Here is a 12,537-nt window from a genome sequence, read left to right on the forward strand (position 1 = left end):
GGAATGTATAACCTCTGAGCCTGGTTCCCGGCTCAGAGGGGGTGTTGGCGGGTTTTGACTCGCGGTGAGTCAAAACACCATTGCATGGTCTATGTGGTGTCCGAGTCAGCCAGCGACCTGGATGACACCGAACGACCACGGCTCACATCAGATTTCCTCTTACGCCGGAGCGCAGGGGGCGAAATCCTCATCTTCGCGGACCTGAGTATACCCTTCGAGGAGATATAAACCCATCGAAGCGTTTCCGGTCCAGCGAAACCGGGCCGAGTTGAACGGCCCGAGTTCGCGGATGCGTTCTTCGCATTAGTCACGATGCCCGGGTTGTATTTAACCCCGTCGAAGCATCGACGCCACGTCATGCGGTTTCATGCCGGGGAACTGTGAATGAACTCACAGCTAGGCGGTCGGAGGTATCAAAAAAATCGACCGACCTCGGCGGCTACTCCTCGTCGATGTACTCGATTCCCTGTTTCGAGACGTTAGCCTTCGTGATGTCGTCGAGGTCGTTGAGCCAGAAGTCGTCGTCAGCCTCGTTGACCTCAGGAGCGCTGTCTTTCCACGCCCACCCCTCGTACTCGTGGACCTTTTTGGTCCCCTTTTCGCGGAGTCGGATCGTCGTTCGTTCGGCCTCCTCCTCCGAGGGAGCCGGGTCGAGGGTCCGGGCAGCCTTGAGTGCCGCCTGGCGGGGCATGTTTCCGGAGAATTCACTCGGTTCCGATCCGTCTTCCTCTCGAAGGGCGAAGTTTCGCTTACCGTCTTCACGTACCATGGTTATGCTCCATGAGAATCCAACACACAGTGTGTAATAAATATATCGGGGAAATGAAAGCTGGTGCGGCAAAACTTTTATATACTACTCCGTCAGGGCTAGCGGTTTTAGCGCGGGAAGCACCGCGCGGCGACGCGAGGACTCGCGGAGATTAGCCGATCGAGGCACACCGGGGCGAGGCGGAGCATCGGTCAGAGACGGAGCTCGGGCCGACCGGCCGTTCGCGACGCCTCGATGTGGGTAAACAACACTTATGTGTCTGCTATGGCGAAATGCGACCAGTACAACCGCGATGGTCCGTAAAAAGAAGCTCAGCCCCAGTGGCGCCAAGGACGACGAGGGGGAGTACCACAACGTCCACGTGAACCTCCACGAGGACGAACTCGCCGTCGCCGGCATGGAGATCGGCGACGAGGTGTTCGTCCGGGTCCGAGACGGGAAAATAATCATTCAGAAGGCGGATTCCAACCCCGATCAGCTCGAGCACGACTTCTGAACCGGATCTCGTTTTCGGCCGCCGCTCGTTCCGTCACCGAGCTCCCGCGAGCGACGACACCGAGTCCGAGACGGGGACGGACGGGGCGTCCCGCCGTCGGTCGGCGGATTGATGCCCGCTCGAGACGAGTCCGAAACAATGGGTCCGTACGATCTGTTGAAGCCGGCACTGTTCGGCCTGCCGGCGGAGACGGCACACGAGATGACACACCGGCTGTTACGAGCCGTACAGGGGACCGCAGTCACGAGTGCGCTGCACAGACGGTACGTCGTCGAAGACTCGCGGCTACGGGTCGAGGCGTTCGGGAACGCGTTTCCGAATCCGGTCGGGGTGGCCGCAGGATTCGATAAGAACGCAGAGGTGCCGCGCGCGCTCGCGTCGCTCGGATTCGGGCACGTCGAGGTCGGCGGCGTGACGGCCGAGCGACAACCCGGGAATCCGCGACCGCGACTGTTCCGACTCCGGGAGGACGAGGCACTGATCAACCGGATGGGATTCAACAACGAGGGAGCAGACGCCGTCGGCGACCGGCTCGACCGCGAGCCGATGCCCGACGTGCCCGTCGGGATCAACATCGGGAAGTCGAAGTCGACGCCGCTCGCCGACGCGCCGGACGACTACCTGTACACGTACGAGCGCGTCGCGGACGCGGGCGACTACTTCGTCGTCAACGTCTCGAGCCCGAACACGCCCGGTCTCCGCGAGCTGCAGAACCGAGAGGCCCTCGAAGAAATACTCGGTGGTCTCGTCGACGCCGGCGCGAGCCCCCTGCTCGTGAAGCTCTCGCCGGACCTCCCGGAGTCCGCAGTCGAAGAGGCGCTCGGCGTCGTCGACGGCCTCGGTCTCGGCGGCGTCATCGCGACCAACACCACGACGTCCCGCCCAGAGTCACTGAAGAGCCCGAATCGCGCCGAGGGAGGCGGCCTCTCAGGGAAACCGATCGAGCGGCTCGCCACCGACCGGGTCCGGTTCGTCGCCGAGCGCACTGAAGTGCCGGTGGTCGGTGTCGGCGGCGTCTCGGACGCCGCGGGAGCCTACGAGAAGATACGCGCCGGCGCCTCGCTCGTCCAGCTGTACACGGGTCTCGTGTACGAGGGGCCGCGTCTCGCCCGCGACATCAACGAGGGGCTCTGCGACCTGCTCGATCGCGACGGGTTCGACTCCGTCGCCGAGGCGGTCGGCGCGGATCTGTAGTCGACGGAGCCGACGACGGCGGAGCCGGCGAGAGGACTCGGCCCTACGCCTCGTTGCGGACGATGACGACGACGTCGTCGGCCTCTAACAGCTCGCCGTCACCGCGGTACTGCCGTTCTTCTTCGACCGCGAACTCGTCGCCGACGAGCGTGACGTCGGCCACGTGGAGCTTCTCGCCGTCGATCTCGTACGCCTCCCGTGCGATCGCGGCCTCGATGTCGCCGACCCGATCCCCGTACTTCGGGCCGATCGTCGCGTAGTCGAGGTCTATCCCCGTGACGACCGTCTCGACCGGCGCGTCGGCGTCGGGGCGGACGGTGAGGTCGTCGACGTGCATCACGCCCGTGATGTCGTCCTCGAAGCCGCGGACGTCGGCGTACACCTCGACGGCGTCGAGCTCGGCGTTCAGCGGGAGCTGGTTCTCGCTTTTGTACTTCCGGAGGACGGCGACGACCGCCGTGGCGGCGGCGCCGGCCTCGTGGTCCGCGTCCAGCCCGAGCGGATCGGGCCAGTCGGCGAGGTGGATCGAGTCGCGGGCGCCGTCGGCGACGGCGGCGTCAACCGCATCGGGATCGCTCGCCCCGTCCGCGTACATGTCGTGCCAGAGCTCCTCGGTCACGTGCGCGAGCAGCGGCGCGAACAGCTTCAGGAACCGGCGGTGCGCCGTCCGAAGCGTGTATGCCGCGGCGTCGTCCTCGCGCTGCTTGGCGATCTCGAGGTAGTCGTCGCAGAACGTGTTCCAGAAGAAGCTCCGAAGCTCGTCGCGGGCCTTCGAGAACGCGCGGTCCTCGAACAGGTCGGTGAGCCGCTTGACCCGGTCGTCGAGCTCGGCGAGCAGCCAGCGGTCGAGCTCGCGGAACTCCCCGTCGGCCGGCGCGTCCGGGTACGGCTCCGGCGCCAGCGACTCGACGAGCTTGGAGGCGTTCCACAGCTTGCGGATCAGCTTCTCGCCCGCGCGAAGGTCCTTCTTTTTGAACGGGAAGTCGTCGCCGACGGCGGTGCCGGCGGCCCAGTAGCGCGTGGCGTCGACCGGGAACTCCGACAGGACCTCCTCGGGCTCGACGACGTTGCCGACGGACTTGGACATCTTCTCCCGGTTCTCGTCGAGGACATGGCCGTTGATCATCGTCTCCTCGAACGGGACCTCGCCGGTGTGCTCGTAGCACTTCACGAGCGTGTGGAACAGCCAGAAGCTGATGATGTCGTGCCCTTGGGGTCGGAGGTCGAACCGGTACAGCTCGGGGTGTTCCATCGTGAACTCCTCGGCCTCCTCGTCCCAGTCCCAGCCGGCGTTGATCAAGGGCGTCAGGCTGGACGTCGCCCACGTGTCGAGCACGTCGTCCTCGGGTTCGAACTCGTCGTGACCGCAGGCGGGGCAGGCGTCGACGGGTGGATCGTCAGAGAGGGGATCGACCGGGAGATCGGCCTTCTCGGCGACGACGACCTCGCCGCAGTCCCCGCAGTACCACACCGGGAACGGGATGCCGGAGGAGCGCTGGCGGGAGATGAGCCAGTCCCACTGGAGACCCTCGACCCAGTGCTCGTACCGGGTGAACATCTTCTCCGGGGACCACTCCATCTCCCGGCCGATCTCGAGGTACTCGTCGGTCTTGTCGAGCATCTCGACGTACCACTGCTCGGTGACGAGGAACTCGACGCTCGTGCCGCAGCGCTCGTGGACGTTGACGCTGTGGGTGATCGCGCGGCGGTCTAACAGCGCGCCCGCCTCGTCGAGGTCCTCGACGATGGCCTCGCCGGCCGCCGACGAGTGCATCCCCTCGTACCCCTCGGCCACGCCGGTCATGTGACCGGATTCGTCGATGGCGACGCGGAGGTCCAGGTCGTGGACCTGGTACCACTCGATGTCGTTCCGGTCGCCGAACGTACAGCACATCACGATCCCGGAGCCGGTGTCCATGTCGACGCGCTCGTCCGCGATGATCGGCACCTCGTGGCCGAACAGCGGGACCTCGGCGGACTCGCCGACGAGATGCTGGTTCTTGTCGTCGTCGGGGTGAACGAAGACGGCGACGCACGCGGGGAGCAGCTCCGGCCGCGTGGTCGAGATGACGAACTCGTCGTCGTCGCTGGAAGCGACGGGGAACGCGATGTCGTGGAAGTGGCTGTCCTGCTCGTCGTCCTCCGTCTCGACCTGCGAGATGGCGGTCTCGCACTCGGGACACCAGATCGCGGGGGCCTTCTCGCGGTACTCCCGACCCTGATCGTACAGGTCGACGAACGACAGCTGGGAGATGCGCTGGACGCGCGGCTCGATCGTCTGGTAGGTGTGGTCCCAGTCGACGGAGACGCCGAGCGCCTGGACGTTCTCGGTGAACTGCTCCTCGTACCGCGCGCAGACCTCTCGGCACTTCGCCTGGAACTCGCGGCGCTCGAAGTCCTGATGGCGGATGTCGAGCTCGTCCTCGGTGAGCCGCTCGGAGGCGATTCCGTTGTCGTCGTAGCCGAACGGGAAGAACGTCTCGCCGCCGTTCATCCGCTCGAAGCGGGCGACGAAGTCCTGGAGGGTAAAGCCGTACAGGTGGCCCATGTGGAGGCTCCCCGATACCGTCGGCGGGGGCGTGTCGATGGAGAAGACGGTGTTCGGGTCGACCGGGTCGTCGTCGGGATAGGCGTACGTCTCCTCGTCGACCCATCGCCGCTGCCACCGCGGCTCGACGGTGTCGGGGTCGTACTCACCACTGGGCATTTCACGCTCACCTTCCCGCGGTTCCCCCTTAACGGACTCGGTTGTGTGGGCGCCCCGAGCCGTCGCTTCTATTGCGTCCGCCGAATCGCGTCTTACACCACGTCGTCCGGGTCGTGCTCGGCGGCCATCCGCGACGCCTCCGCGGCGAACCGCTCGACCTCGTCGTCCGGGCTCTCCCCGAGCGCGTTCTCGTCGACGTCGCGGCCGGCGGTGATCCCGTCGCCCGTGACGAGGCGCTGCTCGGCAAGCTCCTTCGTGTGCATCCGCTCGCCGTCCTCCGTGGCGTAGGTGAGCCGCACGAGTCCCTTCGAGTCGAACTGTCGGTCGACGAGCCAGACCGTGGTCATACCCGATGATGGGCGCCTGCGACGCTTAAAAAGGACGGTCGGGCTATGGAACTCACGAGCGATCACGAATACTGAATGCGGTGGCGTGCGCCTCCGAGTAGCCGCCCTCGGCGGCCGCGAGTAGCGCGTGCGAGGGACGCGGCGAGTGACGCGGGCGACCGAAGGGAGCCCCGAACGAGCCGCGAGGCTGGGGAGGTGTGAGGTGCGGTTGCGGCGCGGTCGGGGCGGGACTCAAAGGGGCAGTCGCGAGGACGAAGGCGCGCGACGCAAGGACCGCAGGAACGAGTGAAACGAGTGACGAGGACCGCAGCGAGCGCACCGAGTCCTCGCGACTGGGGCTTTGGAGGTGTTCCCCGTAGATCCGCTGTCAGTGGCTTATAGCCGAGCTGCTGGGGCTTTGGAGGTGGTTGGATTCCGCCGTATCGCGTCGCCAGCGCTTTGTACCGCCTCGTCGAACCGGGGAGCATGCAAGTGAAATTCGACCGCGACACCTGCGTCGGGATGTACCAGTGCGTCGCCGAGTGGGACGCCTTCGAAAAGAACCTGAACGACGGGAAGGCCGATTTAAAAGGAAGCGAAGAGGAGGAAGACGACGTGTTCGTGGTCGACGTGCCCGACGGCGAGGAGTTCGACGCGAAGTTCGCGGCGCGGGTCTGCCCGGTGGACGCCATCGAGGTGTACGACGACGACGGCGAGCAGGTGGTGTGAACGATCCGAGCTTTTGTTTATAAATAGCGGCTGGCAGATCGGTTGCGACAAACACCTCCAAAGCCCCAGTCGCCGGCGGCGTTGCCGCCGGCTGCCCGAGGCGCTTCGCGCCTCGCGGTTGCCCCTTTGAGCCCCGTCCCGCCACAGCACCACCCCGTGCCTCATACCTCCCCAGCCTCGTCAGTCGCCTGCGGCGACTGACTCCCTCGCACCGGCGGTTCGCGGCCCTCCGGGCCGCTCACCGGGGCGCGCCGAGGTGGATGCGTGGCAAAACCGCCGATCTCCACCCGCTCCGATTTATAAGCGCTCGGCCAGGTCCTCGGCGAAGTACGTGACGATCAGGTCCGCGCCCGCGCGCTTGATCGAGAGCAGCGACTCGTGGGCGGTCGCTTCCAGGTCGAGCCACCCCTTCTCGGCGGCCGCGTGCAGCATCGCGTACTCGCCGGAGACGTTGTACGCGGCGATCGGGCGGTCGAACTCCCGCCGGAGGTCACCGACGATATCGAGGTACGGGAGTCCGGGTTTCACCATCAGCACGTCGGCGCCCTCTTCGGCGTCGATCCGCGCCTCACGGAGCGCCTCGCGGCGGTTCGCGAGGTCCATCTGGTAGTGGCGCCGGTCGCCGAACGCGGGCGCGCCGTCGGCCGCGTCGCGGAAGGGACCGTAGAACGCCGACTCGTACTTGACGGCGTAGCTCATGAGCGCCACGTCCTCGTGGCCGGCCGCGTCGAGCGCCTCGCGGATCGCCCGCACCTGCCCGTCCGTCATCGCGGAGGGCGCGACCATGTCCGCGCCCGCGTCGGCCTGCGAGACCGCCGTCTCGGCGAGCAGCCCCAGCGTCTCGTCGTTTTTTACCGTGAGCGTCGGGTCCGTCTCCGCCGACTCCTCGATCACGCCGCAGTGCCCGTGGTCGGTGTACTCACAGAGGCAGACGTCGCCGATGACGTACGCGTCGGTCTCGGCGGCGATCCGTCGAATCGCGCGCTGGACGACCCCGTCCTCGGCGTACGCGCGACTCCCCTCGGCGTCCTTCGACTCGGGGATCCCGAAGAGCATCACGGCCTCGACGCCGGTCTCGCGGATCTCCTCGACGCGGTCGACGGCCTCGCTCACGGGGACGCGCTCGTGGCCCGGCATCGTCTCGATCGGGACGCGCTCGTCAGTCGTCGCGTCGACGAAGACGGGCGCGACGAGGTCCGACGCCGACAGCGCGGTCTCGCTGACGAGCGGACGGAGGCCGTCGGTCCGGAGCCGGCGCGGCCGGTCGGTGGGATGCATACCGAAGCGTTGGCTACGGGCTCTCTTTTATGATTCGTCCGCGGCGAACCGGCGATCGCCCCGACGAACCGGCGATCACCCCGGCGAACCGACGACGGTGACACCGAAGCCGCGGGGCGCCGGTGAGGGGGTTATTCCGACGACTCGATATCGATCCGGTCGCGGAGCGACGCGAGCTCGTCCGACTCCGCGAGTTCCTCGACGCGTTCCTTGAAGTGTTGCTCGCAGAGACCGACGACCACGCCGCTCTGCTCGGCCTCGTACGTGGCCTCCCGCTCGCAGTAGTGACACCGCATGGTCGACACTCTATCGGCGTCGGGCTTAATCCTGTTCGTCGATCGGGGAGGATTCGATTCCACCGCCAAGCGGGTCCGGCAGCCGCTCGCGCACGGGCTCGAAGGCCTCGACGGTCAGCCCCGCCTCGGCGAGCGTTCGCTCGTGGGCGTCGCTGCCGCCCGTCAGGAGGAGGTCGCTCTCGGCGGCGACCCGATCGACGCGGTCGTCGTCGACGGGACGACCGTACGGGTAGAACCGCTCTACCGCGTCCAGACCGCGAGCGACGTCGAGCGCGGCGGCGACGTCCTCGTACCGAAACGGGTGGGCGAGCCCCACGAACGCAGACGCGTCTCGGAGGAGTTCGACGCCGCGCTCCAGCCCGGTCACCTCGCGGGCGACGTAGCAGGGACCGTCGTTCCCGATCAGCTCGTCGAAGGCGCCCGCGTAGTCGTACGGCGCCTCGGACGCCTCGATCGCGCGGGCGATGTGCGGGCGCCCGAGGCCCGGACGGGGTTCGACGCCGAGGTCGACGTCGAGCCGCTTCTCGACCGCGTCGAGGATCGCGGCGCCGCGGCGCTCGCGGTCCGCCTGGAGGCGTTCGATCTCGGCGTCGAGCGCGGCGGTGTGCTCGACCGCGTACCCGAGCAGGTCGAGCCGTTCGAAGCCGGCGTCGATGCGCAGTTCGAGCCCCCGCACGACCCGGACCCCCTCGCGCTCGACGACGGAAGCGTCGAGGTCGGGGTGGATCCGGTCATGGTCGGTGACGGCGACCCAGTCGAGCCCCGCGTCGGCGGCGGTCGTGGCGAGCTCCGCCGCGGTCATGGTGCCGTCCGAGACGGTCGTGTGCGCGTGGAGGTCGGCGACGATCCGGTCCGTGTCCATGGGTCCGGTTCGGCGACCCGCGTACTAATCGCCGCCGATCGTCGCGTGTGAACACAACCCAATATAAGGAAGTATAACGAGATATTCCGGACTAAGGTTGTGCATGGAAAATAATTAAGAACATCCGGCGGTTTGTGAGAGGTGATGCGCTTGAACGGCGTCGACGACCGACTTGAACGGCACCACTATCCGACGACCTCGGAGGAACTGATCGCGGCCCACGGGAACGCGACCGTAGAGCTCGCGGAGGGATCCGAGCGTCTCGGCGACGTGTTAGAGCGGTTCGGGGACCAGACGTTCGACGATCCGGAGGACGTCTTCACCACCCTCCGCGCGGGCGTCTGTCACCGCGGAGTCGGTCGGCGGTTCTACTCGGACCGCGACCCGACGACCGCCGCCGAGGACGGGCCGTCGCCGGTCTCGTTCTGAGCGGAACCACGGCTCGGCCGGCTTTTTTCGGAACGCGCTGCCCCTGAGCGTCGCGGGAGAGAACGGTATCGCTCTCGTCGCCACCGTCGATCGCGTCCCGCACGGCGCAGCGGGACGCGCGACGACGGCGGGACCTACACCCAGTCGATGGCGGGAGACAGGTCGATCGGAACCGACCCCTTCCGATACCCCTCCACGTGCCCGTCCGGCCGTGCGCGCATGACGACGGCCGGGCGGTGCCGGACCTCCGGCTTGGCGTCTCGAACGGCGGCCCAATCGTCCTCGGGAAAGGAGGTACAGTCCACGAGCAGCGTGACGCCGCCGCCGTGTGCCTCCAGTTGGCCGCTCGTCTTCGTCTCCGCGGTGTCTCGGACCGCCGCGACGGGACCGCTCGCGGATCGGCTGGAGACGGGTTGCGGGCGGGTCACTTCGACGAGGGACGCGCGGCCGGTCTCGGGGTCGGTCGCTCGGAAGTCGAGCGAGTGCCCGGTCGTCACCTCGATCTCCGGGGTCACGTCGTAGCCCGCGTCGGTGAGTATCCGCGCCGCGGTGAACTCGGCGATCGTCGCGCTCATCCGCACGATGTCCATGGACGCCGACGTGCCGAGCTTTCCCGCCATCGTCTCCCGGTAGTCGTCGAGCGTCCCCGGTCGAAGCGTCTCCTCGACGAACCCCGTGCTCTCCTCGCGCGTCGCGTCCGGGAACCCGGCCGCGTGGTCTCGGAAGAACGCCCGCGTCGTCTCCGCGCCGTCCTTCGAGCAGAACACGGGCAGGAAGAACCACGAGACGTGCGGGTACGCCGCGAGCCACGGCTCGTCGTTGTGAAGGCCCGCGAGCAGCTCCCGCTGAACCCACCGGGATATGGGGTACGCCACCTCGTCGAACCCGTACTTGTCCGTGCGCCACAGCTGGCTCGGCGTCTCGGTGTTGCCGATCCAGTAGCCGACAGGTCCGCCGTCGGCGTCCGGCGGAGGGTCGGCGTCGTCGTCGGTCCAGCAGAACAGGGCGAACGAGCCGTCGTCCATGTCGAACCGTCTGGCGTCGTATCCCGGCGGCGGGCTGAACCACGGGTCGCCGGCGGTCGCTCCGAGGTTCTCGTCGAGCGGCCGTTCGAGCTGCGACCGGACACGGTCGGCGCTCCACCGCCCGGGAGCGCGTCTGAATCGGAGCGGTTGTGCCACGCCGGTGCTACCGGCCGCCGGGTCTAATCGGTTCCGGTGGACCGGACACCGGCTGATCGGACGTCGATGGGGTGCGTCGATGCGGTTCGTCGGACCGAGTTCGACCGAGAAGGGTGAGATTCCGGGCTACGACCCCGAGAGCCCGAGACCTCGACCGTTCCAGTCTCCTCGGACATCGTTTCGAGAATCAGACAATTCACCGACACATATATGACTGATTATTTCTAAGTGAGAGTATACCATGTCAATGGGTGCCTATGACGAGGCCGAACACGAGCGTCGCGAGAAGAAGACCAGCGAAGTGGACGCCGACTTCGACGCCGAGCGGCTGGAGTACTCCGGCTCGCTCACGTACGACTCCGGCGACTCCGCGGAGGCGCTCCTCAACAAGTTCCAAGAGCTGCAGGGCGAGTGACACGGCGACCCGACTCGCTTTTCTGCGGAACCACCGATTCCCGCCGACCCACTGAGCGACGAGCTCTCCCCTGAGCGACAAGCTCTGCACTGAGCGACGCTCCCTACACTGAGTGACAAGCTCTGAGACGCGAGCGCCGCTCGGCCCCGGTCAGGTCAACGCGATCGCGGCCGAACAGACGATCGCGACGGCGAGGACGTGGCCGACGACGGCCCCGAGCAGGATCGGTTCCCCGATCAGGAACGGGACGAGGACCAACTGGAGCGCCGAGAACCCGATGTTCTCCGCGTCGAGCCGCCTGACGCGGGCCGCCTCGCTCGGACTGAGGTCGACGTTTATCGCCCGCCAGAGCGCGACGACCGCGCTCCACCACGACGTGCCGATCCGGTAGGTGAGGTCCCAGAGGATCAGGAGGGTGAGATACACCACCGGGATCGGCGGGTCGAGGCCGAACAGGCGCTCGATCAGCGTCCCGTCCCAGGCGATCATGTACGTGAGCAGCGCGATGAACGCGAGCACGCCGAGGACGATCTCGATGCTGGATCCGAACAGCAGCCGCTTGTGCTCCGGCGGGGTCGAGAGGCGGCGGTTCGCCTCGCCGAGCCGATGCATCTCGACGCTGCCGATCGCGGCGACGAGGACGGCGACCGTCCCGGCGACGACCGCGTCCCACAGCCCGTAGTACCAGCCGAGCGCGAGCACGCCGGCTTGGAACAGCAGGAACTGGATCGCGACCGCGAGGGCGCGCGAGATGCCCAGACCGGGTATCCCTCCGACGAGACTCTCGTACACCCACGTCTCGCCGTAGTTCCGGCTCACAGCTCGACCTCGGGCTCGGTCGCCGGGATCTCGTCGGACGGGTCGCCGCGACGCGGTCTGTCGATCGCCCGCGCGACCGCGACCTCGAAGGGCGTCTGTTCGATCGGGATGAGGTCCCGGATCCGGTCGTCCTCGACGATCACGGTGTTCCGGAGCCCCTCGACGAGCGAACGGGCGAGGTAGGGGTTGACGTCGGTCACCAGCCGGAGCCACTTCGCCGACAGCTCCGGGCTCAACACCGGGACCCGGATGATCCACAGCTTGTGGCCGAGCTGTCGACGGGTCCGACGGAGGATCTCCGCGTACGTCAACACGTCCGGCCCGCCGATCTCGAAGGTGTCGTCTCGCGTCTCTGGCACCTCGAGGGCCCCGGTGAGGTACGCCACCACGTCGTCGATCGCGATCGGCTGACAGAGCGTGTCGACCCACTTCGGCGTCGTCATCACCGGGAGCCGGCTCGCGAGCCCGTGGATGACCTCGAAGCTCGCGCTGCCGGCGCCGATGATGATCGCCGCCCGTAGCGTGGTCAGCGCCGGACCGCCGCCTGACAGGATCCGCTCGACCTCGCGGCGGGAGCGGAGGTGCTCCGAGAGCTCTTCGCGGTCCTCCCCGAGACCGCCGAGGTAGATCACCCGATCGACGCCGGCGGTCGACGCCGCCTCGACGAAGTTCGTCGCGCAGTTGCGATCCCGTTCCTCGTAGCCGGGGCCGCCGTCCATCGAGTGGACGAGGTAGTAGGCGGCGTCGATCGGATCGCCGTCGATCTCGAACGCAGGCGGGAGCGTGTCCGGCTCCAGGAGGTCGCCCTCGACGACGTGGACGCCGGGGGGCGGAGCGTAGCCGTCGGCGTCGCGGACGAGGGCGACGACCTCGTGGCCGCGGTCGAGGAGCGTCGGAACGAGTCGGCTCCCCACGAATCCCGTGGCACCGGTGACGAGCACGCGCATACCAATTCCACGTGTGGAACGACCATAAGCGTCCGCCACGGCCGGCCCTCGTCACCGATCCGAGACCGCGGGGGAGTCGACGCGCGGAC

The 12,537-nt window shown here is 67.4% G+C and carries 14 protein-coding genes; 5 read left to right on the forward strand and 9 right to left on the reverse strand.

Translation table 11 applies throughout. The features are described from left to right. Positions 1 to 439 precede the first annotated feature (439 nt). Entirely contained in the window at positions 440 to 769 is a 330-nt protein-coding gene (locus R6U01_RS01655; RefSeq protein WP_410284720.1) for a non-histone chromosomal MC1 family protein, read from the reverse strand. A gap of 292 nt (positions 770 to 1,061) precedes the next feature. Here R6U01_RS01655 and R6U01_RS01660 point away from each other — a divergent pair, with 292 nt between their 5' ends. Further along, complete coding sequence (locus R6U01_RS01660) at positions 1,062 to 1,265, forward strand: hypothetical protein (protein WP_410284721.1); 204 nt, start codon at positions 1,062 to 1,064, stop codon at positions 1,263 to 1,265. Between the two features lie 138 nt (positions 1,266 to 1,403). Further along, positions 1,404 to 2,459 carry a quinone-dependent dihydroorotate dehydrogenase gene (locus R6U01_RS01665; RefSeq protein ID WP_410284722.1) on the forward strand — a complete coding sequence of 352 codons (1,056 nt, stop codon included), beginning with the start codon at positions 1,404 to 1,406 and terminating at the stop codon, positions 2,457 to 2,459. Positions 2,460 to 2,502: 43 nt separating this feature from the next. On the opposite strand, the gene R6U01_RS01670 is transcribed toward R6U01_RS01665, so the two are convergent. Next, positions 2,503 to 5,166, reverse strand: coding sequence for a valine--tRNA ligase (locus R6U01_RS01670; protein WP_410284723.1), 2,664 nt, complete (start codon positions 5,164 to 5,166; stop codon positions 2,503 to 2,505). Between the two features lie 92 nt (positions 5,167 to 5,258). Next, complete coding sequence (locus R6U01_RS01675) at positions 5,259 to 5,513, reverse strand: hypothetical protein (RefSeq protein ID WP_410284724.1); 255 nt, start codon at positions 5,511 to 5,513, stop codon at positions 5,259 to 5,261. Between the two features lie 465 nt (positions 5,514 to 5,978). On the opposite strand from R6U01_RS01675, the gene R6U01_RS01680 reads away from it, so the two are divergent. Further along, positions 5,979 to 6,221 carry a ferredoxin gene (locus tag R6U01_RS01680; protein WP_410284725.1) on the forward strand — a complete coding sequence of 81 codons (243 nt, stop codon included), beginning with the start codon at positions 5,979 to 5,981 and terminating at the stop codon, positions 6,219 to 6,221. A 297-nt stretch (positions 6,222 to 6,518) separates the two neighbouring features. On the opposite strand, the gene hemB is transcribed toward R6U01_RS01680, so the two are convergent. The 3 genes from hemB to R6U01_RS01695 all read right to left on the reverse strand — a co-directional run bounded on the left by hemB (position 6,519) and on the right by R6U01_RS01695 (position 8,657). After that, positions 6,519 to 7,499: a porphobilinogen synthase gene (gene hemB, locus R6U01_RS01685; RefSeq protein WP_410284726.1), complete on the reverse strand. Its 981-nt coding sequence runs from the start codon at positions 7,497 to 7,499 to the stop codon at positions 6,519 to 6,521. 131 nt (positions 7,500 to 7,630) lie between these two features. Then, positions 7,631 to 7,795 (reverse strand): DUF6757 family protein, encoded by a 165-nt coding sequence (locus R6U01_RS01690; protein ID WP_410284727.1) that lies wholly within the window; start codon positions 7,793 to 7,795, stop codon positions 7,631 to 7,633. Positions 7,796 to 7,820: 25 nt separating this feature from the next. After that, a complete protein-coding gene (locus R6U01_RS01695) occupies positions 7,821 to 8,657 on the reverse strand; it encodes a PHP domain-containing protein (protein ID WP_410284728.1) in 837 nt (278 codons plus the stop codon). Between the two features lie 144 nt (positions 8,658 to 8,801). Here R6U01_RS01695 and R6U01_RS01700 point away from each other — a divergent pair, with 144 nt between their 5' ends. Further along, positions 8,802 to 9,086: a DUF2795 domain-containing protein gene (locus R6U01_RS01700; RefSeq protein WP_410284729.1), complete on the forward strand. Its 285-nt coding sequence runs from the start codon at positions 8,802 to 8,804 to the stop codon at positions 9,084 to 9,086. Positions 9,087 to 9,220: 134 nt separating this feature from the next. On the opposite strand, the gene R6U01_RS01705 is transcribed toward R6U01_RS01700, so the two are convergent. After that, positions 9,221 to 10,267: a DUF5784 family protein gene (locus R6U01_RS01705; RefSeq protein ID WP_410284730.1), complete on the reverse strand. Its 1,047-nt coding sequence runs from the start codon at positions 10,265 to 10,267 to the stop codon at positions 9,221 to 9,223. Between the two features lie 247 nt (positions 10,268 to 10,514). Between R6U01_RS01705 and R6U01_RS01710 the strand changes: the two genes are divergently transcribed. After that, positions 10,515 to 10,682 carry a DUF5786 family protein gene (locus R6U01_RS01710; RefSeq protein ID WP_410284731.1) on the forward strand — a complete coding sequence of 56 codons (168 nt, stop codon included), beginning with the start codon at positions 10,515 to 10,517 and terminating at the stop codon, positions 10,680 to 10,682. A gap of 150 nt (positions 10,683 to 10,832) precedes the next feature. Here the strand turns inward: R6U01_RS01710 and R6U01_RS01715 are convergent, their stop codons facing one another. Together R6U01_RS01715 and R6U01_RS01720 are read right to left on the reverse strand one after the other, a co-directional pair. Further along, positions 10,833 to 11,501: a hypothetical protein gene (locus tag R6U01_RS01715; RefSeq protein ID WP_410284732.1), complete on the reverse strand. Its 669-nt coding sequence runs from the start codon at positions 11,499 to 11,501 to the stop codon at positions 10,833 to 10,835. Next, the gene (locus R6U01_RS01720; RefSeq protein ID WP_410284733.1) at positions 11,498 to 12,448 is read right to left on the reverse strand and encodes an NAD(P)H-binding protein; all 951 of its coding nucleotides are present in this window, start codon (positions 12,446 to 12,448) and stop codon (positions 11,498 to 11,500) included. The genes R6U01_RS01715 and R6U01_RS01720 overlap by 4 nt, the downstream gene beginning before the upstream one ends. Between the last annotated feature and the right edge of the window lie 89 nt (positions 12,449 to 12,537).

The sequence above is a fragment of the Halorubrum sp. genome (genome assembly GCF_046498025.1).
Classification (GTDB): domain Archaea; phylum Halobacteriota; class Halobacteria; order Halobacteriales; family Haloferacaceae; genus Halorubrum.

What these genes read in the sequence shown, in the direction of transcription:
- R6U01_RS01665 (WP_410284722.1), top strand. Translation starts at nt 1,404, where the DNA reads ATGGGTCCGTACGATCTGTTGAAGCCGGCACTGTTCGGCCTGCCGGCG.
- R6U01_RS01695 (WP_410284728.1), bottom strand. Translation starts at nt 8,657, where the DNA reads ATGGACACGGACCGGATCGTCGCCGACCTCCACGCGCACACGACCGTC.
- R6U01_RS01655 (WP_410284720.1), bottom strand. Translation starts at nt 769, where the DNA reads ATGGTACGTGAAGACGGTAAGCGAAACTTCGCCCTTCGAGAGGAAGAC.
- R6U01_RS01675 (WP_410284724.1), bottom strand. Translation starts at nt 5,513, where the DNA reads ATGACCACGGTCTGGCTCGTCGACCGACAGTTCGACTCGAAGGGACTC.
- R6U01_RS01670 (WP_410284723.1), bottom strand. Translation starts at nt 5,166, where the DNA reads ATGCCCAGTGGTGAGTACGACCCCGACACCGTCGAGCCGCGGTGGCAG.
- R6U01_RS01690 (WP_410284727.1), bottom strand. Translation starts at nt 7,795, where the DNA reads ATGCGGTGTCACTACTGCGAGCGGGAGGCCACGTACGAGGCCGAGCAG.
- R6U01_RS01720 (WP_410284733.1), bottom strand. Translation starts at nt 12,448, where the DNA reads ATGCGCGTGCTCGTCACCGGTGCCACGGGATTCGTGGGGAGCCGACTC.
- R6U01_RS01700 (WP_410284729.1), top strand. Translation starts at nt 8,802, where the DNA reads ATGCGCTTGAACGGCGTCGACGACCGACTTGAACGGCACCACTATCCG.
- R6U01_RS01680 (WP_410284725.1), top strand. Translation starts at nt 5,979, where the DNA reads ATGCAAGTGAAATTCGACCGCGACACCTGCGTCGGGATGTACCAGTGC.
- R6U01_RS01660 (WP_410284721.1), top strand. Translation starts at nt 1,062, where the DNA reads ATGGTCCGTAAAAAGAAGCTCAGCCCCAGTGGCGCCAAGGACGACGAG.
- R6U01_RS01710 (WP_410284731.1), top strand. Translation starts at nt 10,515, where the DNA reads ATGGGTGCCTATGACGAGGCCGAACACGAGCGTCGCGAGAAGAAGACC.
- hemB (WP_410284726.1), bottom strand. Translation starts at nt 7,499, where the DNA reads ATGCATCCCACCGACCGGCCGCGCCGGCTCCGGACCGACGGCCTCCGT.